Source organism: Vibrio sp. 1562, from assembly GCF_033340155.1.
GTDB lineage: Bacteria > Pseudomonadota > Gammaproteobacteria > Enterobacterales > Vibrionaceae > Vibrio > Vibrio alginolyticus.
Map to the genome: position 1 here is coordinate 24,442 of NZ_JAWOVY010000025.1, position 19,773 is coordinate 44,214.

The following is a 19,773-nucleotide window of genomic DNA, read 5'->3' on the forward strand; positions in this document are numbered from 1 at the left end:
ATGCGAGCTAACATCCCTTATTGTTTCATCGATAATGACTTATCCTCCGTGGCAAGAGAATTTATCTGGAGCTTGAGGTATTCAACGCACTGTATTTATAGTGCATCAAATCTACACTTTGATACTGACAAATACATGTTTTGGACAACCGAAACACGAGAATATACCGAACTATCTATTACTGTAAAAGATAACAAGGTAGTTTTTGGTGATTCGCTAAGTAATTACCAAGAATCTAGGTATAGAATTACATGCGAAAAACTGGAAGAGTTAGTTCCAAATTTCGAATCAATATCATTATATATATTAAGTGACTTTTCCGGTGAGAAAAAAATAGTTGGTATGGTTGGAAAATATCATGGAGAGTGTCGTTGTTTGGATCATAACTCTGCCCAATATACATATTTGATAAAGCAATTAGAAGATTCAATACGGACTATTCCTTGCAACCAGTTGGTACGAGTTGAGGTAAAAAAAGATAGCTTCGAACTTGATGTTTCTCAAGAGCTTGAGGCTAACGAGTTGCGTATTTTACGAGCGTGTGGAATAAACCTGGCTCTCGTTATAATTCAAAACCTCTATGAGCGGAAGGTAAGTACGTTTAAGTTTGTTGATGCTAAATATCTTAACGAGTACAAAGATTTTGATCGTATATATTTTGATCTCGATGAAACCTTGATTTGGGAAGAAGAAGCAATTACAGAAACAATTTCATTACTTGAGCGGTTGAATGAAAAAAACGCAGAACTGTATCTTATTACTCGACATAAGAAGGTAGTAAAAGATACCCTGAAAAAAATTAATGTGAATTTTAATCTTTTTAAAGAAATAATTGTTGTTCAGGATGGAGATAAAAAATCATCTTTTGTTGAGGGGAGTGGGATATTTATTGATAATGAGTTCCCTGAAAGGTTGGATGTAATGAAAAATACAAATTTGATTGCTATCGATATTGATCAGATCGAATTTCTTAATGTTTAATAGCATATTATTCCAATGATGAAGTATAGTTGAGATTATCGATGAATAATAAAGTGTCAGTGTTGTGTATTTGTTATAACCACCAGGAGTACATAAAAACCTCTATCGAAAGTATTCTGAATCAAAAGTCAGACTTTGATATTGAGTTGATTATTTATGATGATTGTTCAACTGATAATAGTAGAGAAATCATCGATGAAATAGTGGCAAATTATAAAGGGAAAATTAAAATAAAGTGCTGCTTTCCAAAGGAAAATCAATACTCTAAAGGCATAACAGTAGTATCATTTCTATTTCCGTTGATAGAAGGTGATTATATTTCCATATGTGAAGGTGATGATTATTGGATTGATAATAAGAAATTGCAAAAGCAGTATGATCTACTAGAGGAAAATCGTGATATTGATGCCTGTTTTCACCCCGCTTTTACTCTTATTGACGATAGGCTAGAGGATAAGCGATATGGTTATATAGGAGATACTGTTTACAGAGTAAGTGATAAAGATGTTATCATGAAAGGTGGCTCTATGATGCCTTTAGCGTCTATTCTGTTTAGGGCGAAGCCCTTTCTTGATATCGTATCTAAGAATAGAGAATTTTTTCACCATGAATGCTACCACTCAATTCTACAGGCAGTAATTACTCTAGGTAGAGGCGCTTTGTATACTCCTGATAAAATGTCTGTATATAGGAGTATGCATGAAGGCTCATGGTCCTTACAGCAAAGTATTGATCAACAAAAACGAGATAGAGAATTTAAAGCAGCGAACCAAAGAATATGGAAACTGAACAAAATATATAATAATAAATATTTTGGTCTATTTCTAAAGCTCTATTACAAAAGGAACGTCAAGTTTTATAAAGATAAACTTAAATCTATCTATAAGTAGGAGATAAGGTGAAAAACTATAAAGGTTTTCGCGGTTTTGTTAAGCGTTTATCGTATAAGTATGATAAATCTCAAGAAGTTGATGCAACAAAAGAAATAGCACTACATTGGTGGAATGGACGAGTTAATTTTGGCGATGTCGTAAATAAGTTTATCGTAGAGCAGTTATCTGGTAAACGTGCTGTTTGGTCATCAGATAAATCGAATAAAGAACACTATTTAGTCATTGGTTCTGTCTTGCAATCTTCGAATGATAATGCGATTGTTTGGGGCAGTGGTATTATATCGGATAGAAAAACGCCACTTTTCAAACCTAAAAAAGTGCATGCAGTTCGTGGTCCTAAAACCAGAGATATCTTAATCGCTCGAGGAATTGAATGCCCAGAAATTTATTGTGATCCTGCTTTAGTTCTTCCGACATTAATAAAGCCCAACGAAGCAGAGTCAGCATACAAGTTAGGTATTATTCCGCACTACAATAATAAGAATGACGCGTTCTTCAAGCAAAATTTTCCTGATGATGTAAAGGTCATTGATATTGAAACTGATGATGTGCAGGCATTTATTGATGATATTGCATCTTGTGAGCTAATCGTTTCAAGCTCGTTACACGGAATTATTATTGCTGACGCTTATGGTGTGCCTGCTCACCATATTTCTTTTGATGACACGGTGGAAGGAGGAGAGTTTAAATTCTTCGATTACTACCTTTCAGTGGGACGAGAGTGTAATTTACCTATCAAAGTATCGTCTTCCACTAGTATCGAAGAGCTCTGTGAGTTGCCCAAGAACTATGACATAAAAATAGATATTCAACCTCTTTTAGATAGCTGTCCTTTTAAACAATAAAATATGCCCCGAAACTAAAATATCGGGGCATATTTTTCGTCATTTATCTCGGTGAACTACAAGCCTGTCTTGAATTTGTTCGTAGAGTCTGAAAAGCTCAATGTATATCTTATTGCAGAGGTTTATATCAGATTTATCTTTTCGAGAACTGCCAATTGTTGATGGAATATCGGCTCTTTTGACAATATCTGGTCTTAAAACATAAGTGGATACACCATGTTTATGCGGTTTTTCCATGTAGTCATCTACAGGTTCTATAAACTGAGTTGCGTTTTTTATGAATTTCGAAGCTGCATGTGGAGTTAGAATATATCCCATAATACCGCATGTGCGTTTGTTGAAGCGTACAATATTAAGTTTGTTATTAACTGAAGATATAACTTTAAATGATTTAGGCTTGGTTGCCGCAAGTTTTAGAAAGTCGTATTGTTCCGCTAATGTGTCGAAATGTGAAAACACGTCAAAAAACTCAGGCAATAAGTCGCAGTTATCTTCTAGAACCAGTATTGGTTCGTTTACCTCCAAGCACTTTTCCCAGGCTAGGTGGTGACTAGAGAAGCAAGCAATTTCGTTCTCAACTAGCCTATAGCCAAATCGTTTTCGAGTAAGGTCATCATTGCTACGTTCAGAGTATAGAAAGTTTGGCGCAGAGGAATCTATCGCTTCTATAAATTCGAATGGTATGTTGGCTTTGTTGAGTGCATTTTCCATGCGAACTCTTCTATCAACTGAGCGTTTCAAGTTAATAACAAAAACTTTCATTTTATACTCTCAATACATCTAATTGTCTTAGTTAGCGCACCAACATTATCTTTGACAAAGCTAAGGAGGTTTTCTTGAACTACACTTTTTGCTAACGCATCTTGAAACATAGCTTCAACCTTTAGACTCATCTCGTTAGGTGACTCAATCAGTTTGATAACTTTCTTATGAAGCATCTTCGTAACCAGATCTTGGAAGTTGTAATAGCTTGGTCCCGTGATTACAGGGACTCCCAGTGCTGCGGGCTCTAGCACATTGTGCCCACCAACCTTATCTCCAATTAGGCTTCCACCCATAAAGCAGATGTCCGCTGCGCCCATCAACGTTAGCATCTCACCCATTGTATCGCCGAGATATACTTGAGTATTCGTCTCTACTGCATGCGTTGAAGTACGACGCACAGTGTTAAAGCCTTGCTGTTGGCAAAGCGTGAATACATCATCAAATCGTTCTGGATGGCGAGGAACCAAAACGAGTAAAGCATTTGGATGAGATTTTAAAACTTGTCTATGTGCATCTAATACCTGTTCGTCCTCGCCTTTGTGGGTGCTAGCGGCAATCCAAATCGGACGATCGTTTCCAATCTGAGCACGAAGTTGCTGTCCTTGCTGTTTCACTTGCTCTGATATTTGAATATCAAACTTAATAGAGCCAGTTACGGCTAATTTGTCTTTATCAATACCCAGTCGTTCAAATCGGTTTGCGTCTGACTCTGTCTGACAAAGGATTTGAGCTAGGCATGGCAACATAACGTTAAACAAAGGTTGAACTTTGGCGTAGTTGCTGCATGATTTTTCAGATAGGCGCGCATTCACGACAGTTATAGGGATACCCGCTTTGTGAACATTGTGAAGCGTGTTTGGCCACAGCTCAGTCTCAATGATCAACATTTGTTTTGGTTGTGCTGCTTTAAGAAAACCTTTGATAGCGAACTCAAAGTCAATTGGCATATAGCGGTGTTCAACTAAATCACCCAACTTAGCAATCTGTTCAGCTCCCGTACTCGTTGTTGTAGTAACTAGAATAGATTGTTCGGGGTTTTGTTCCTTAAGGGCTTTAATTAAAGGTGTAGCTGCTATGCTTTCACCGACAGAGACGGCATGTATCCAAATAGGTTTGTCGTTGCTTTTTATCTTGGGAGTAAGACCAAAGTGCTCTTTCCAGCGAGAGCCGAACTTAGGCTTATTTGGTTTGCTCTTGTACAAACCAAATAAAAGCAGCGGTGACGCGAGAGCGAGCAGCAAGGTATAAACAATACGAACTAACATGAGCTTATCGTAATGGCGTCAAGTTTTTGGATGCTATCTAGGACTTGCTTAGGCGAAAGTTCTGTCAAGCACTTAAGGTGTTTGTATTGACATTCGCGTTGGAAACAAGGGCGACAATCAATATCGGTATGAACAATCTCCACTTTTTCTGCGAGTGGGGGGGTGTACTTCGGTGAAGTTGAGCCATACACGGCAACAACATTGCAACCAACCGCAGCTGCCACATGCATTAAGCCTGAGTCATTCGCGACAACAGTCTTGCATGCAGCAAGTAGATCGACCGCTTCAATTAAGCTGGTTTGTCCTGCTAGAACATGAATGTTCTTATGGAATTGCGTCGGGACAAGTGCGCGGATATTGTTACAAGTCTCTAAGTCTTTTTGAGAACCAAACAACCAGATTTGATGCCCAGAGCGAGCCATTTGCGTCGCAACTTCAGCGTAGTGTGTTTCGGGCCATTTTTTGGCAGGACCAAACTCTGCTCCTGGGCACAGTCCAATGATTGGTTGGTCGTGCGTTAAGTTGAACTTTTTGAGCGTGGCTTGTTGCTCTGCCGCGTTGATTGCAAGGCGTGGGCGAGGTAAGGTTTCAAGCCCGCCAAGAGAATTAGAGTCCACCATCTCTGCTTTTGGATAAGCTAATGCTACATAGCGTTCTACCATGTATTGAAAAGACTTCATGTTGGGGCGTAAGTCATTCAATAAACCATAGCGCATTTCTCCCTTCCAGCCAGTACGAAGAGGAATGTTGGCAAACCATGGGATCAGTGCTGATTTCGCTGATTTAGGCAAGATATAGGCGTGGTCATATTGCTTTTCACGTAATGATTTACCAATTTCCCTGCGGCCTAATAAGTTAAATTCACCATGGCCAATAGGCATTTCAATCGCTTGGTGGATTTCTGGCATACGCTCAAGAATTGGTTTACACCAACCTGGTGCAATTACATCAATTTGGCTTTCTGGATGGAGTTGCTTTAAGACAATATAAAGAGATTGCGACATCACCATATCGCCAACCCAAGAAGGGCCAATAATTAAGATTTTTTTCATTTGCTTATTTGCCAGTCAGTGTTGTATCTCGGTTTAAATAGGTTGTAATAGTTATTGCCGTCTTCTTGAGAGTGCAGAAGTTGTAGCACCCACATGTATTGTTCTGGTTTATTTGCGACAAAGTACTCGATTGCTTGATTGCAAGTGCGCGCGTCTTGCTCTTCGCCTTTATCTAGTTCGAACGCCGGTAAGATTTCGATATCAAACGTACCATCTTCTGTATTCATAGAAGCAAACATAGGTAACACTTTAGCGCGTGATAATTTGGCAATTTTACCTAAGCCTGGAAGCGTTGCTTTTCTGGTCGCAAAGAAATCGACAAAAACGCTGTGTTCAGGGCCATGATCCTGATCGGGTAAGTAATAGCCAATGTAACCGTCACGAACTGATTTCAAAAACGGCTTAACACCACCAGAGCGTTCATAAACGCGACCGCCATATTGCACGCGTTGTTCGTGCATTAGCCAATCTGCCACTTCATTTTTCTGCTTTTTTGCCATCGCAGAGACGGGCATTCCCATCGAAGCAAGTAACACCGCGGGAATATCAATCGCCCATGAGTGTGGAACCATTAAAATGACTTTCTCATCATTGTCGATGTGTTTTTGAAGGATGTCTAAACCTCGGATCTGGCAACGCTGCTGTAACCATTTAGATGAACGTAAGCTGAGTAAGCTGAAACGGAAAAAGAACAATGCTGCGGTATAAAGCGTTTTTTCAATCAGTGCTTCGCGCTCTTCAAATGATTTCTCTGGGAAGCATAGCTCAAAGTTGACTCGAGCTCGGTGAGCCGGACCTTTGTGCGATTTAGCCAGTTTCTTCGCAATGGTTTTTGCAAGCCATTTCTGAACCCCTAAAGGTAATAAAGCAAGTGGCAAAGAAAGGACAACACCTATCCATGTCCCCCAATACTTCGGCGCTAAAAAGTGGCGCTCAAATTCAGGGTTATAAGCTTTAGGATCGAAATCATCACGTTGATTAGTCATGAAGTTTTAAGTACCTATATTTTTGAAGAGAGGCGAGTGGAGGTATGTAGAAATGATACTAGTAATAATATCAGAGTAAAGGTGGTAGAGAGTTAACTACCACCTTTGAGGAGAATTAACGGTTTTGAATCGCTAGGTATTCAGCAACACCCTCTGCTACCGTTTTGAATTCTACATCACACCCGGCTGCACGAAGCTTAGTGAGATCCGCTTGAGTGAACTCTTGGTAAGCGCCTTTTAGGTGCTCAGGGAAAGGAATGGTTTGTATTTCACCTTTGTCATGGTGCTTAACAACTGCTTTTGCCACTTCTTCAAAAGATTCTGCACGGCCAGTACCGCAGTTGAAGATGCCGGAAACACCATTTTCAAGGAACCAAAGGTTTACTTTGCACACATCACCAACGTAAACAAAGTCGCGTTTGAATGATTCGCTGCCAGCAAATAATTTAGGGTTTTCACCAGCATTGATCTGGTTATTTAGGTGGAAGGCTACTGATGCCATACTGCCTTTGTGATCTTCACGTGGGCCATATACATTGAAGTAACGGAAACCAGTGATTTGAGAAAGCTGCTCGCCATGCTCCTCTGCGTCTTTCCATAGGCGACGAACGTAGTTGTCAAATTGCTGTTTCGAGTAGCCGTATACATTGAGCGCGCCTTCGTATTCACGCTCTTCTACAAATGTCTCCGTTTCGCCGTATGTTGCAGCTGATGACGCGTATAGGAACGGAATCTCACGATCTAAACAGTAATGTAGAAGTTCTTTTGAGTACTCATAGTTGTTTAGCATCATGTACTTGCCGTCCCACTCAGTTGTCGCAGAACAAGCACCCTCATGGAAGATGGCTTCTATAGGACCGAAGTCATCACCCGCCATGATCTGGGTAAGGAAGTCATCACGATCCATGTAATCAGTGATATCAAGATCAACTAAGTTTTTAAACTTCTTGCCATTTTTTAGGTTGTCGACAACCAGAATATCGTTAATACCTGCTTCATTCAGAGCTTTAACAATGTTGCTGCCGATCATGCCAGCACCACCAGTTACGATGATCATAAGACTTCCACCATAGATTAAAATTTTCTCAGGAAGTTTAGCAGAGTTAAGCCTTTAGGTGCTAGTGCTAGGGGACGCCGTTGTCATTAGACAAAGAAAAAGGAAGCCGAAGCTTCCCTTTGTATTAGATAGGTAATCTATTATTGGTTTGATTACTTTTCATCTGACGTATTTGGGCGTTGATACCATGGGTTGCGCTCATCCGTCAGCTCAATTAGGCTGTACTTACGACCAAGCTTCTGACCACCATCGCGAGTCAATGGCTGCCAGCTAAAGTTCGCACGGTTGTTACTTGGCTTCACAGTCATGATGTCGAATGGAATCGAAATATAGAAGCCTTTAGTAAAGCTACCTTCGCCAAATTCCTCAGACGATAAATCGGTAAATGATGCGAAAGCACCTGCGATCACGCCACTTTTGAACTGCTTAGATACATTTACTTGAGTACCTACGTCACCCGCTAGGAACTGTCCCACATCGACTTGAATCATCAAATCTTGTAGGAAATTCCATTGTGGGTAGTAGTAACCAGATACAAAGCCTGTAAAGCCTTTGTCAATCACTCGGAAAGGACGACCATATTCTGGAACGTTCTGCCATTCTTCATCATAAACACCAAAATAGCTTTGTGGGTCACGTTGCGTAATCAAGTTAACATCAGCACCCACAGCCCAGTTAGCACCATTAGGACGATACAGGAACTCAGTACCTACACCAGCAAACATACTCTCTAAGTAACCAGCATAGAATTGCTGATCCATGGTATCCGAGTACTCCTGGAACCAAGTTAACTGAAGGTTTGACATAGTTACCGCGTGTTCGTTTTGGTATGCTCGGAACATTGTGCGAACCCGAGGGACAGTCGTTGCATCAGGAGGCGTAACGTAAACAAACTTGTCGTAGTTGTTGTACCAATCCCAGTATAGCGAGCCACCAATTTCTAGGTTATCTGTTAGCCAGTAAGACGCGCTACCGCTCAGCCCTACGCTAAATAAGTAAAAGTCTTCCGCACTTCCCAAAGTTTGAGTTAGTTTAGGGGCAAAACCCCAGTCGAAGCGTTCAAATCCATCATATGCTAGGTTACCATGCGGCTTCATCCCTGACGTTGAAGTTGCATCTGAAATTACTGGATCTACATAGTTCACCTCAGCGAAATCACGGTACTTATCTTTAGAGATAACCGTTTGTTCACCAATCAACCCACGATTGCGCTCATTGATAGTAAAAGTGTCAATGTTTTCTGGCATCTCGTTGTATAGAACTGCTGATGCTTTTTCATGAGCTTCGGTGCGATCACGATACTTCTTTTGCTCTCCGACTACTGAGACCGTGTTTTCACTAACATAGAGTTGGGCATTTTGGTAACCAGCAACTTTATCTAACTCTTTAGTTACTCGTTCCCAATCTACATCAGACAGTTGCTCCGGTTGTTCGTCATTCATTTCAGGAGTTGGCGTGTCTCGCCAGAAGGACGGCATTTCATTGAAGTTAGTGTAAAGGCTAACACCAGCAACGAGTGTATCACCACGCTCATAACTTAGGCGCAAATCAGCCATATGTCCTAAACGATAGAGAACACCAAAGTTCCAAGGAGTATGGGGCGTCATATCGACTTCTGATCTGACGACAGCATAATCTTCACTGTAGTCATTGCTATCATATTCGATTTTGAACCGCAGTGGTTCGTGTAGAGTCTGGAACTCAACACCACCAAACAGAGCTGCAGGGCCTTTAAATGCTCTTTCAAAGTTAGTTGTGCCGCCTGAATCAAGAAACTCGTCAGAACGCTCGCAGAACTTATCTCCTAACTTACAGAATGGGTTTGTTACATTATCTCGGGTACCTAAGTATCCCCAGCCCATACCTAGTGTAAAATCAAAAGTACCTAAGTTAGGGTTGGAGTAACGTTTTGTTGCAGCGATAAATTCAGCATCGAAAAGGCCTGTACCTGCGAAGTCTCGAATACCAACAGACAGTTCAGGTAGATACTGAGATTCTTGCATCAAGCGAATCTTAAAATCGATTCCTTTATCTGTGTAGTCGTTGTCTACTCCAGGAAAAGACGATGAGTACGGTAGATCCCTCACCTTGGTGTAGCGTATGGTACTTTCTAACCAAGGTAGTACTTGTAGGGTGACATTGTAAAACAAATACTCATCACTACCGGTAACTGAAAAATTAAACTCGCCTTCATCAGACATCCTTGCGGTGGGCATCTGCATTAAACCAACACCACCGAAATCCATCTGAGAGGGGGTTAAATCTGGTGCTTCAAAAGGCACTGATTGAGCCAACACTGCTACAGGGCTCATTAGTACAATGGGTAGAAAATTTGGAATGAGCTTCATAAGGCTGTATTCATGTTTATCAAAAGTTCAACGATGGCTTTATCTAAAGGTGACTTCTCAAATTTGTAAAATGGAATGTAGATAATAGTGCCAGGTGGAAGAGAGTAACTTTTTGTCTTCCAGTTTCCAATGTGAGATTGTGTTAGTTTGCCGTCAGGGTAAATAAGTACAGGAGCGTGTTCGAGATTTTTAAATAATGATGTTTCATCATTGAGTAAACTACTCAGGCTCATATTTTCTTCAGTAGGGATAGTTGCGACTTTAGGAGTGTTACCCAATACAAGTAAAGGTATTCCTCGTTCACCAACTGAGAGAATATACTTTCCTTTTAGAAGAGGATTGTTTTTTTTATTTAAACGAACAGTATCTAAATCAATATTTGAAATAACTCTTTTAGAAGTACCAGAACGTTGAATGAAATTAAAAAGTTCCGTCTTGTTGAGCTTATATTCTTTCATCAAATCAAGGACACGCTCTTTGCTGAGTCGAGCTTGCTCTACATCAGAAGGGTTCAGAGAGAAAAGCGTAGTTGATAAGGGGTAAGTTAAATAGACATTATGCTTTTCGAGAGCCGTTAAAGCTTGGTGCAGTCGTGTTGATGATGAAAACTTGAACTCTTGGCTTGAGTTGGAAAGTTTAAGAGTAAGATAATCGTCTTTTACTTGTTCTGAAGCATATAAAGGCAAGTTCACAAGTATAAAGAAAAATGCAATAGTAAGCCTAAACATTATTTTCTCTCCGCATACCTTTTAAGGAAAGTCATTTCAATTGGTTCCATATTAGGACCAAGATATTGTCTTGTTTTTAGAACACTTCCTGAAGTATCAACCCAGTACTTATTCGTAATTTTAGAGTCTAAAGCTTTAAAATAAATGCTTTCTTCAAATATTTGTGTTGGAGAGGTATAGAGTGCGGTTTTTACCGTTGAAGTAATACTTTTAGATAATTGTGCTGTCGCAGAATAGTTGTAGCGATACTTAGGCATCCAATCATAAGTTAATGAATAACTATGAGTAGTATTTACATCACTAAATTTAGGATAAGTGCCAGATAGAGCGACGAGGTTGTTTCCTTGTAAGCCTATTGTTTTAACAATACGTCCGTTCTCTGTCACAATCATAGACTTATCAGCGCTCACCCATTTTAGTTGCTGGGCTCCTGTGATTTTGTTTTCTTCGGCAAAAGCCAGCACAACGAAGACTTGCTTTTGAGTGCCGATTCTCAAGTATGCACTAGCATAAGGTACTTGTTTTATCTCATCAGATGTTAACTCAACATCAATATAGTTTGAGTATGCTTCTTCTACGGTTGCCGAAACATCATTAAACTTTTGCGTACAGCCCGCCATCAATAAAATTGATGTAATGATCAAGAGTTTTGCTTGAGTTTTACCCTCATTACCTCTCATTTTACCCATGCCGTCCTCACCTTGGGTTGAATACAAATAAAATCGCCCTGAAAAGATCAGGGCGATTAACTTCTTTGTCAGACAGTTAAGATTAGTTAGAAACTGAAGCTGAAGTAGAAGTTGAAGTTGAAGTTGAAGAGCTGTCTGAGTCAGACGCTGCTACTGCAACTACAGTTACAGCTGCTGCTGCACCAACAGCTACAGCTGTTGTACCTGTTGCAGATGCAGATGCTGCGCCAGCGCTGCCTGCTTCTGTACCTGTTTCAGCGAAAGCAGAAGTAGAAGCACCTAGTGCCACTAACATTGCCAATGCGATATTTTTCATAATTATTCCTTGCAAGGTTCAATAACATCGATGTGAGGGGAAACCTCAAACTGCATTTTAGGGTATATATGCATATGTTGTAAACAGTTGCTTTAAAACAGAACAAACAAAAAAAGCAGGCCGAAGCCTGCTTTTTAACGAGTTATACTAAAAGTACTTAATTACTTTTTGTATTGGTCGTTGATAGATTGAACGCGAGAATCGCCTTGACGGTAGTAAGGTACGATGCTTACGTTTTCTTCATCAGCGTCAGAGATGAACGTGATGTTTAGTTTAGTAGCTTCAGTGATACCTAGAGCACCCATGATGTCATCTTCAGAGTACTTAGTTACAGTCTTAGGAGCTGCGTTAGCTAGAGTACCAGTGTACTCGTTGCCCTTGTTGTCGAAAGCAGAGATGCTTACTTCAGCAGCTGCTGAGCCGTGGTTAGAGTACTCAACGTTTGAAGATAGGTTCTCGTAACCTACTGGTAGGTAAGGAACGTTAACTACAGATGCGTCAAGCTCCCATTTACCTAGGTTAGCTGCTTGAGCAAGAGTTTTTGTACCTGTTTCAGTTGGAGCAGAAGCTAGGTTACCGTACTCAACGCCAGCGTCGATAGCAAAGTTAGTTAGCGCGATTTGCTCACTAGAACCGTTAGTAAATGTGATAACAGTTGCAGTAGTTGCATCTAGAGCTGTAAGAGTTGAAGTGAAGCCTGCTAGTTTAGCATCAACTGTTACTGGTGCAGGAGCTGTACCTGTTGTACCAGAGATAGCAAACGCAGTTTCAGTAGCATCACCTAGGTGTAGGTCTGCAGAAACTTTGATGTCTGAATCAACAGTAAACGCTGCTACGTCAAACTCGCTAGCTTTGTCTAGGATGTTAACGCGAGCTACATCTTTTAGATCTGATTCATCAGCAGCAAACGTTGCGAATGTTTCTTGGTTTACGCGCTCAACGCGGTTGTTGTATTCAGTTTGAACTGCGAATGAGTACTGAGATGCTTCAGTAGCAATTACAGCAGAACCAGTTTCGATCTCTGCACCACCTAGGTTAGATGCGTAATCTAGGTTTGAAGAACCCGCAATTGACATGTTATCAATCGAAGTACGGAACGCTGAGTTAGCGATCATTGGGTTACCTAGGTTAACGTTGAAGCTAATAGTCTTAGCTGTGTTGTCAACTGCAACTGCATCGAATGTAAATGAACCAGTACCAACATCGAATGTTAGGTCATTACATGTGAAAGTACCAGAGTTCAAGCCAGAACACGCGCCACCAGTAACACCAGAAAGGTCAACGTTTTCGCTGAAAGAAAGAACGATTTCAGCGCCTGCTGAGTGATCTTTCTTAACGATTGTGTCAAAAGTTAGAGTACCGTCATACTTTAGACCTACTTCTTTAGCTTCAGTAGAGATCTTAAGTGCGTCACCGTTTACTGAGATATCAGCTGCGTTTGCGCTGAAAGTACCAGCCACTGCTAGCGCAACAAGAGATGCGTTAAATAGCTTTTTCATTTTGAAAATTTCTCCAATTTCATGAAATTGGTGTCATGAAACCCTAACCAAAAGTTATTGTTTTCCATAACTGCCAACTATAAGAGATTTTGCCATTACCGACGAGGCAGCATTGCCACCCGGGTTGGAATTAATGATGCCCCGTGACACCGATTAGGACAAAATCTAATCAATATTGTAACCACCCCCTCCAAAGGTTTAGCTACAAGCGGAAATATAAAGGAATTAAATGTCAACATCAACTGGTGAGGAGGGGTTATTGTCAAAAAAAATTGCCCTAACTCACACTTATGTCAGCAAAATGTCCGAAGATTTGATTTAATTTATAGAACTGTCATTAGCGTGCTCAAATAATGCTCAAATATAACATTTTTATTACGCATTCTGTTGGTTTTGTAATTAAGGCCTTTATTATTGATGCTATTAATAATATTTGACTGATAGATCTGTATATTACTTTGTTAACAGTTTTGTGATGTTGTTTTGAGCAACCGCTTCGATATGGAGAAGTGGTATGGATTTAAAAATGGCTATGATAGTATCGCCTTCCAATTGGTCTATCTGGGAGCAAAATTTTGGTTGTTAATTCTCTACGTTCTCGCACTCGTGGTTTCACGCTAATGGAACTTTTAATTGTTATTGTCATCATGGGCTTATTGATGTCGCTCGTCGCTCCGACCATGTTTTCGAAGGTTGGTGCCTCTAAAGCTAAGACAGCAGAAGCACAAATGCAGATGATGGCGACAGCCTTAGACGTATATCGCTTAGACGTTGGTAACTATCCTTCAGCTCTGGAACAGCTTCGTCAAGATGATAAAGTTGGTTGGGATGGTCCTTATCTTCCAAAAGCGATTCCGTTAGACCCGTGGAACCGAGCATACATTTACAAAGTACCGGGTGAAAACAGCGCGCCATACAGTCTAAAAAGTCTTGGCTCTGATGGTGTAGAAGGTGGAGAAGGTGAAGCGGCGGATGTGGTTTATCAATGAGTCAAATTGAAGCCATCTTCAGGTCGCACTTCGATGTCTCTAGTGAAGATTTAGTGAAAGCTCGTCATTTCCAATCGCGGAATGGCGGGCAACTAGAACAGATTTTAGTCAACATAGGCGCGTTGACAGAAGAGAATCTTCCTGAATTTTACGCGACTTACTTAAAGCTACCGCTTATCACTGAATTCGAACTGCCACAAGATTTGCTGTTTGAAAACGGTGAAAAGTATTCTGCTTTGCAGAACATGGGCTGGTTGGTTGCCAAGACCGGTGAAGGTGAACTCGTTGTTTTTGCACAAAACCCCCTTCACCCAGAAGCTATTGAGCTTTTATCAAGCTTGGTTCCAACCGAAAATGTCCAGTTTGTTGTTACAAGTGAGCCTCAGTTTGACGAGCTAATACAATCTCATGTTTCTGATGGCGAGGACTCTGATGAAAATGACTTCAACAACCTCAGTTCATTAGAAGAGGACAAGCTAAGAGAGCTTGCTTCTGAAGCTCCAGTAGTAAACCTTCTTAACGGCCTGATCACTAAAGGTTTAAAACTAGGTGCATCTGATATGCACTTAGAACCGAGTGAGAATACCTATCGAGTGCGAATGCGTGTTGACGGCGTACTTCATGAAGTGGAAAAAGTTCCCGCTCGCTTGAGTGTGCCGATAATCTCACGATTGAAAATTCTCTCTGGTATGGATATCGCGGAGAAACGACGACCTCAAGATGGCAAGATCGCAATTAAGATCGCGAATGAAAAACTAGACATCCGTGTCTCTGCCCTTCCTCTTGCAGATGGCGAAAGCATGGTTTTGCGTTTCTTACGACAACAGTCGATTCGTTACGATATTGGTAGTTTGGGTTTATCCAGTGATATTCAAAGCGCTATTCTAGGCGATATAAAAAAAACAGCAGGCGTAGTATTGCTTACTGGTCCTACAGGCTCAGGTAAAACGACCAGCTTATATACCTTTCTGAGTTTATTGAACGACGAATCTCGTAAAATCATTACTTTGGAAGACCCTGTAGAATACCGTCTAGACGGTATTAACCAAGTACAAGTTCAATCGGATATTGGGTTTGGCTTTGCTGAGGGCTTGCGTTCTATTGTTCGACAGGACCCTGATGTCATTATGCTGGGTGAGATTCGTGATGCAGAAACGGCGCGTATTGCAATGCAATCTGCATTAACCGGACACTTGGTGTTTAGTACAGTACATACCAATGATGCTCCTTCAGCGTTTACTCGTTTACTCGACCTTGGGGCTGAAGAGTATTTGTTGAATGCGGCGTTGGTATCTATCGTAGCTCAGCGACTGGTTAGGAAGTTATGCATTCATTGTGCGGAGCCGATCGACCCTTCAGAAACATTGAAAAGGCACCCAACACTGGCAACCTTGGCCGAAAGAAGTGGACATACGCTCAACCTAAAGCAGGCAAAGGGATGCGAACACTGCGGGAATACTGGTTATAAAGGTCGTATGGCGATAATTGAATACATGCCTATTGACGATGAGATTCGAGCCCTCAAGAAAGACCAACACTTTCTGCAAAAAGCCATCGCTTATCATAGAAGTATTGGTGGTCGCGGTTTGACTGATGATGGGTTATTAAAAGTATCTCAAGGACTTACAACCATCGAAGAAGTTATGAGGGTGGCTAACTAATGAAGTTTGACTATCAGGCGTATGATCGTCATGGAGCCAAACATAATGGTGCAATTGATGCGTCTTCATTAGAGGACGCAAAAAAACAGCTCAAGCAACAAAATTTAACGGTCGTAAAGCTACAAGAGACACTAGCAAATAACCGTAGCAAGGCGAGCGGGCCAATTAAACCATTAACGTTGAAAGAGCTAGAAATCATGACATCTGAGCTTGCTCTTTTACTTGAGAGTGGTGTTCGGATTGATAGAGGTTTAGACATATTGGCAAAAGGCAGTGAGAGCAACTTAGGCCGCGTCATGTCTCAACTTGCCAGTGCTGTTCGAAAGGGGGACTCTTTATCTTCTGCAATGTCAAATCTTAAAGGTTTTGACCATGTCTATGTCAGCTTGGTTAAAATGGCGGAAGAGAGCGGTAACCTACCTCTAGTATTTGGTCAGCTAGCCAAAGAACTTAAGTTTAAATGTGAGTTGAAAGCAAAAATCATTCAGTCACTTACCTATCCGGCAGTGATTTTGTTTGTTTGTGTAGCCTGTATTTTATTTGTCTTTAACTTCATAGTTCCGAGAATGAGTGGGTTATTTGAGCAAGCAGCGGAGTTACCTGTTTATACAGAAATGCTCCTAGGGTTAAGTGCTTGGATGCAAAGTTACCAAATCTACTTGCTGATTGGAGTCATCGGGTGTGTGTGTTTTACTCTTCACTTAGCTAATACGGGACAGCTTAAGTCTTGGGTTTCGAGGGTTTTTAGTCAAACGCCAGGCCTTAAGAGCTCAATATTGCTTGTTAATCGAATTCAAGTCAGTAGTTCAATGGCAATGCTATTAACTAGTGGAGTGAAGTTAGATCAAGCTTTGAAGCTAGCTTGTGATGGAATCACTTGGATTGAATTACAAAATTCACTCAATGCGGCCCGTAGCAAAGTGAGTGGTGGCGAGAGCTTAACGTTAGCTCTGTCAAATACAGAGTTATATTCAGATCTTTCTCTCTCTTTAATTGAAGTTGGTGAAGAAAGTGGTGAGCTAGCCAGGGTTTTTGACGAGGTTGCACATCGAAGCCGAGCTGATTTTGAATCTTGGACGTCGAAATTAACTTCTATTCTTGAGCCATTGATGATCCTTGTTATGGGCGGGATTGTTGGTGGTGTTGTTGTGGTTATGCTTTTGAGCATAACTTCATTGAATGATGTGGCGATTTAAATGCACCCACGTGGCTTTACTCTAATAGAGCTATTAATTGTTTTGGCTCTAATGGGACTTGCAGCCTCATTAGTTGGGCCAGCTACAATTGCCCAAGTTGAAAAAGCTGAAGCCAGAGCTGAACTACAAAAGCTAAAAAGTCTAGTTCGCAAGACAAGTAATCTTGCGTTTAACCGTGGTGGTGATATCGGGCTATATGTTCGAAATAATGAGCTAACGTTGTTGGATACTTCTCAACAGCCCACAAGTGAAAAGCATATTACTTTTAAATTTCTAGGTTTTCCGGAAGAGCAAATGGTGGCCTTTAATCGCAATGGATATCCAGATCCTGAATATCTCATAGTTGTGTTTAGAGGCGCTCGTCAGGAAATCAATTTATTCCGCCTCGTCGAAGCGACAGATTGATATAACGACTGAGGTAAACTCGTTTCATGGAATCAAAATGAATAAACAGTTCAAGTTAACAACGTCTGCACTGTTATGCAGTTCATTGTTGTCAGGGTGTGTGTTAACAGACGCTTCTGAGCGTCAATATCCGGTCAGCGGTTCATTTTTAGAGTCTGAGGCAACAAACAGCGTACCATCAAAAGATGAGGTCACTGAAAAGAAAGCTAGTTCAGACTTAGAGCCAAAAGTAGCAAAACCAGGGGCTGTGTATAAAACAGTACCTACTCTAAAGGTTAGTAATGACCGTTTTGAGGCGGGTCAGGCACTCTCAACGAACTTCAGTGATGAAGCTAGCTTAAAGCTGGCTGCTGACGCTATGCCTTTGAATGATTTCTTGCATTATGTTTTTGGTCAGATACTGCAAGTTGACTACATTCTTGGGGATAACTTGCAAGGAGTTACAACTCCGGTCACTCTGAATGTTCAAAATGATATTAGCCCAAGACGTCTGTTTGATTTGACACAGGAGCTTTTGGTTCAGCGTGGTATTAGTGTGCAGGCTCGTGATGGTTTATATGTCATTATGAACTTGAAACAAGATGGTAAATCTAGTGCCGTTTTGGGTTATGGCTCCACGCCTGAATCCGTGCCAGATGGTGCTATCGATGTAGTTCAAGTTGTTCCTCTGAAGTTTACTTTCAGCAACTCGACTATGGGCGTAATTAGAGAACTTACGTCCGTTAGAGTTTCTCCTGATTTGAGGCAGGGTGTACTCATTTTGAGCGGAAAGCGCTCGGAGGTAGTTAGGGCCATTGAATTGCTGAAAATCCTTGATGCTCCCTCAAATACTAGCAAGCATATCGGGTTGGTGAAGCTAAGGTACATCACTACTGAGGACTTCATCGCTACCGTAACCGAGCTTTTACAAAATGAGGGAATTGTTGCTGATGGTGGAGTTAATGATAAGCGATTATCAATGGTGCAGATCCCTCAGCTAGGAGCCTTGGCTGTTTTTGCATCGGAAGACTCTTTTATAAAGAGAGTTCGATACTGGGCTGCGCAAATGGATCGACCAAGTCAAGGCGCAGATTTACGTTATTTCATCTATCAACCTAAGTATGCAAGAGCTGCAGATATAGGTGATAGCTTAAGTAAGCTAATAGGTGGTCGTTCGCTATCGGTTCAAAAGAGTGCAGACAAAGACTCTTCTAAAATAGAAGTAAATAGCCAAAGTAGTAACTCAGTATCGAATGACAAACTGAGTTTAGTGGTTGATGAAAGAGCGAATACATTGATATTCAGATCCAGCTCTACCGAATATCAGGCTTTACTGCCGTTGATTGCTCAATTAGATGTCATGCCTAAGCAAGTTATTTTGGAAATGACAATTGCAGAAGTAACGATGACTGACGAATTTAAGTTTGGCGTCGAGTGGGCTTTCTCTAACGGTAACTTCTCTGCAAGCACAAAAGACGCTTTCGGTTTGGATAAAGTCGGAGGTGGTTTTATAAAATGGATGAGCGGCGATGACTTTATCAACTTGCAAGCGTTCGAGAGCAATAACAACGTTAATATCATGTCGAAACCTAGCTTGTTGGTAAGAGATGGCGTTGAAGCAAATATTAATGTCGGTACCGATATTCCTGTAGTTGGACAAACAACTACAGACAGCAACAACGGCGTCACTCGTTCAGTTGAGTACCGAAAAACTGGTGTGAAAGTTGCGGTAACTCCAACGATTAACGCTCAAGGCATTGTCTCAATGGTTATTTCGCAGGAAAACAGTAACCAAGTTGACGGAGGTACCTCTGTAGAAGGCAACCCTTCAATTTTTGATCGTAGCATTACAACAGAAGTAGTCGCTGAGTCAGGTCAAACAGTAATTCTGGGCGGCTTGATCAGTGAGAATGTTACAAACAATGGTTCAGCAGTACCATTCTTAGGCTCTTTACCTGTTGTTGGTGGTTTGTTCGGAACTAAAACTGATAACAAGACCAAAACTGAGCTAGTGATTATGGTAACACCAAGAATTGTTGAAAGCAGCAGTCAATGGGATGATCTGAAAGCACGTTTTTCTCAAGGGCTTGAGCACGTCAAAATTTAAGATATAAAGAGC

18 protein-coding genes are annotated in these 19,773 nt (G+C 41.0%); 8 read left to right on the top strand and 10 right to left on the bottom strand.

Features of this window, described 5'->3' with window-relative positions; all coding sequences use genetic code 11:
* Nucleotides 1-135: 135 nt before the first annotated feature.
* The 3 genes from R7Z49_RS19975 to R7Z49_RS19985 are packed head-to-tail and all read left to right on the top strand — an operon-like array spanning nucleotide 136 to nucleotide 2,719.
* The gene (locus tag R7Z49_RS19975; protein ID WP_318111955.1) at nucleotides 136-981 is read left to right on the top strand and encodes a hypothetical protein; all 846 of its coding nucleotides are present in this window, start codon (nucleotides 136-138) and stop codon (nucleotides 979-981) included.
* Nucleotides 982-1,022: 41 nt separating this feature from the next.
* Nucleotides 1,023-1,871: a glycosyltransferase family 2 protein gene (locus tag R7Z49_RS19980; protein ID WP_206949342.1), complete on the top strand. Its 849-nt coding sequence runs from the start codon at nucleotides 1,023-1,025 to the stop codon at nucleotides 1,869-1,871.
* Nucleotides 1,872-1,879: 8 nt separating this feature from the next.
* Nucleotides 1,880-2,719 carry a polysaccharide pyruvyl transferase family protein gene (locus R7Z49_RS19985; RefSeq protein WP_206949341.1) on the top strand — a complete coding sequence of 280 codons (840 nt, stop codon included), beginning with the start codon at nucleotides 1,880-1,882 and terminating at the stop codon, nucleotides 2,717-2,719.
* 39 nt (nucleotides 2,720-2,758) lie between these two features.
* Here the strand turns inward: R7Z49_RS19985 and R7Z49_RS19990 are convergent, their stop codons facing one another.
* From R7Z49_RS19990 to R7Z49_RS20035, 10 genes are all read right to left on the bottom strand, one after another.
* Nucleotides 2,759-3,481 (bottom strand): glycosyltransferase family 25 protein, encoded by a 723-nt coding sequence (locus R7Z49_RS19990; RefSeq protein WP_206949340.1) that lies wholly within the window; start codon nucleotides 3,479-3,481, stop codon nucleotides 2,759-2,761.
* A complete protein-coding gene (gene waaA, locus R7Z49_RS19995; protein ID WP_206949339.1) occupies nucleotides 3,478-4,749 on the bottom strand; it encodes a lipid IV(A) 3-deoxy-D-manno-octulosonic acid transferase in 1,272 nt (423 codons plus the stop codon). Before waaA ends, R7Z49_RS19990 begins: the two co-directional genes overlap by 4 nt.
* Entirely contained in the window at nucleotides 4,743-5,801 is a 1,059-nt protein-coding gene (waaF, locus tag R7Z49_RS20000; protein WP_206949338.1) for a lipopolysaccharide heptosyltransferase II, read from the bottom strand. Before waaF ends, waaA begins: the two co-directional genes overlap by 7 nt.
* Entirely contained in the window at nucleotides 5,798-6,787 is a 990-nt protein-coding gene (lpxM, locus tag R7Z49_RS20005) for a lauroyl-Kdo(2)-lipid IV(A) myristoyltransferase (protein WP_045482907.1), read from the bottom strand. The genes waaF and lpxM overlap by 4 nt, the downstream gene beginning before the upstream one ends.
* A gap of 115 nt (nucleotides 6,788-6,902) precedes the next feature.
* Nucleotides 6,903-7,844 carry an ADP-glyceromanno-heptose 6-epimerase gene (rfaD, locus tag R7Z49_RS20010; protein WP_005434370.1) on the bottom strand — a complete coding sequence of 314 codons (942 nt, stop codon included), beginning with the start codon at nucleotides 7,842-7,844 and terminating at the stop codon, nucleotides 6,903-6,905.
* Between the two features lie 152 nt (nucleotides 7,845-7,996).
* Nucleotides 7,997-10,192, bottom strand: a complete 2,196-nt coding sequence (locus R7Z49_RS20015; RefSeq protein WP_318111956.1) for a YjbH domain-containing protein — start codon at nucleotides 10,190-10,192, stop codon at nucleotides 7,997-7,999.
* Nucleotides 10,189-10,920, bottom strand: a complete 732-nt coding sequence (locus R7Z49_RS20020) for a capsule biosynthesis GfcC family protein (protein ID WP_318111957.1) — start codon at nucleotides 10,918-10,920, stop codon at nucleotides 10,189-10,191. The genes R7Z49_RS20015 and R7Z49_RS20020 overlap by 4 nt, the downstream gene beginning before the upstream one ends.
* Nucleotides 10,920-11,609 carry a YjbF family lipoprotein gene (locus R7Z49_RS20025; protein ID WP_318111958.1) on the bottom strand — a complete coding sequence of 230 codons (690 nt, stop codon included), beginning with the start codon at nucleotides 11,607-11,609 and terminating at the stop codon, nucleotides 10,920-10,922. Before R7Z49_RS20025 ends, R7Z49_RS20020 begins: the two co-directional genes overlap by 1 nt.
* Before the next feature lie 82 nt (nucleotides 11,610-11,691).
* Nucleotides 11,692-11,925: a hypothetical protein gene (locus tag R7Z49_RS20030; protein WP_005434364.1), complete on the bottom strand. Its 234-nt coding sequence runs from the start codon at nucleotides 11,923-11,925 to the stop codon at nucleotides 11,692-11,694.
* A 161-nt stretch (nucleotides 11,926-12,086) separates the two neighbouring features.
* A complete protein-coding gene (locus R7Z49_RS20035; RefSeq protein WP_318111959.1) occupies nucleotides 12,087-13,424 on the bottom strand; it encodes a hypothetical protein in 1,338 nt (445 codons plus the stop codon).
* Between the two features lie 575 nt (nucleotides 13,425-13,999).
* Between R7Z49_RS20035 and gspG the strand changes: the two genes are divergently transcribed.
* The 5 genes from gspG to R7Z49_RS20060 are packed head-to-tail and all read left to right on the top strand — an operon-like array spanning nucleotide 14,000 to nucleotide 19,761.
* Nucleotides 14,000-14,413: a type II secretion system major pseudopilin GspG gene (gene gspG / locus R7Z49_RS20040; RefSeq protein ID WP_258512549.1), complete on the top strand. Its 414-nt coding sequence runs from the start codon at nucleotides 14,000-14,002 to the stop codon at nucleotides 14,411-14,413.
* The gene (locus R7Z49_RS20045; protein WP_318111960.1) at nucleotides 14,410-16,074 is read left to right on the top strand and encodes a GspE/PulE family protein; all 1,665 of its coding nucleotides are present in this window, start codon (nucleotides 14,410-14,412) and stop codon (nucleotides 16,072-16,074) included. The genes gspG and R7Z49_RS20045 overlap by 4 nt, the downstream gene beginning before the upstream one ends.
* Nucleotides 16,074-17,270: a type II secretion system F family protein gene (locus R7Z49_RS20050; RefSeq protein ID WP_074191942.1), complete on the top strand. Its 1,197-nt coding sequence runs from the start codon at nucleotides 16,074-16,076 to the stop codon at nucleotides 17,268-17,270. The genes R7Z49_RS20045 and R7Z49_RS20050 overlap by 1 nt, the downstream gene beginning before the upstream one ends.
* Complete coding sequence (locus R7Z49_RS20055) at nucleotides 17,271-17,675, top strand: Tfp pilus assembly protein FimT/FimU (RefSeq protein ID WP_033004862.1); 405 nt, start codon at nucleotides 17,271-17,273, stop codon at nucleotides 17,673-17,675. It begins immediately after the preceding gene.
* Between the two features lie 37 nt (nucleotides 17,676-17,712).
* A complete protein-coding gene (locus R7Z49_RS20060) occupies nucleotides 17,713-19,761 on the top strand; it encodes a secretin N-terminal domain-containing protein (protein WP_206949329.1) in 2,049 nt (682 codons plus the stop codon).
* Nucleotides 19,762-19,773 lie beyond the last annotated feature (12 nt).

Excerpts from the sequence above, each read along its gene's own strand:
- R7Z49_RS19975 (WP_318111955.1), top strand. The coding sequence starts at position 136 with ATGTTTTGGACAACCGAAACACGAGAATATACCGAACTATCTATTACT.
- R7Z49_RS19980 (WP_206949342.1), top strand. The coding sequence starts at position 1,023 with ATGAATAATAAAGTGTCAGTGTTGTGTATTTGTTATAACCACCAGGAG.
- R7Z49_RS19990 (WP_206949340.1), bottom strand. The coding sequence starts at position 3,481 with ATGAAAGTTTTTGTTATTAACTTGAAACGCTCAGTTGATAGAAGAGTT.
- waaA (WP_206949339.1), bottom strand. The coding sequence starts at position 4,749 with ATGTTAGTTCGTATTGTTTATACCTTGCTGCTCGCTCTCGCGTCACCG.
- waaF (WP_206949338.1), bottom strand. The coding sequence starts at position 5,801 with ATGAAAAAAATCTTAATTATTGGCCCTTCTTGGGTTGGCGATATGGTG.
- lpxM (WP_045482907.1), bottom strand. The coding sequence starts at position 6,787 with ATGACTAATCAACGTGATGATTTCGATCCTAAAGCTTATAACCCTGAA.
- rfaD (WP_005434370.1), bottom strand. The coding sequence starts at position 7,844 with ATGATCATCGTAACTGGTGGTGCTGGCATGATCGGCAGCAACATTGTT.
- R7Z49_RS20015 (WP_318111956.1), bottom strand. The coding sequence starts at position 10,192 with ATGAAGCTCATTCCAAATTTTCTACCCATTGTACTAATGAGCCCTGTA.
- R7Z49_RS20020 (WP_318111957.1), bottom strand. The coding sequence starts at position 10,920 with ATGTTTAGGCTTACTATTGCATTTTTCTTTATACTTGTGAACTTGCCT.
- R7Z49_RS20025 (WP_318111958.1), bottom strand. The coding sequence starts at position 11,609 with ATGGGTAAAATGAGAGGTAATGAGGGTAAAACTCAAGCAAAACTCTTG.
- R7Z49_RS20030 (WP_005434364.1), bottom strand. The coding sequence starts at position 11,925 with ATGAAAAATATCGCATTGGCAATGTTAGTGGCACTAGGTGCTTCTACT.
- R7Z49_RS20035 (WP_318111959.1), bottom strand. The coding sequence starts at position 13,424 with ATGAAAAAGCTATTTAACGCATCTCTTGTTGCGCTAGCAGTGGCTGGT.
- R7Z49_RS20045 (WP_318111960.1), top strand. The coding sequence starts at position 14,410 with ATGAGTCAAATTGAAGCCATCTTCAGGTCGCACTTCGATGTCTCTAGT.
- R7Z49_RS20050 (WP_074191942.1), top strand. The coding sequence starts at position 16,074 with ATGAAGTTTGACTATCAGGCGTATGATCGTCATGGAGCCAAACATAAT.
- R7Z49_RS20055 (WP_033004862.1), top strand. The coding sequence starts at position 17,271 with ATGCACCCACGTGGCTTTACTCTAATAGAGCTATTAATTGTTTTGGCT.
- R7Z49_RS20060 (WP_206949329.1), top strand. The coding sequence starts at position 17,713 with ATGAATAAACAGTTCAAGTTAACAACGTCTGCACTGTTATGCAGTTCA.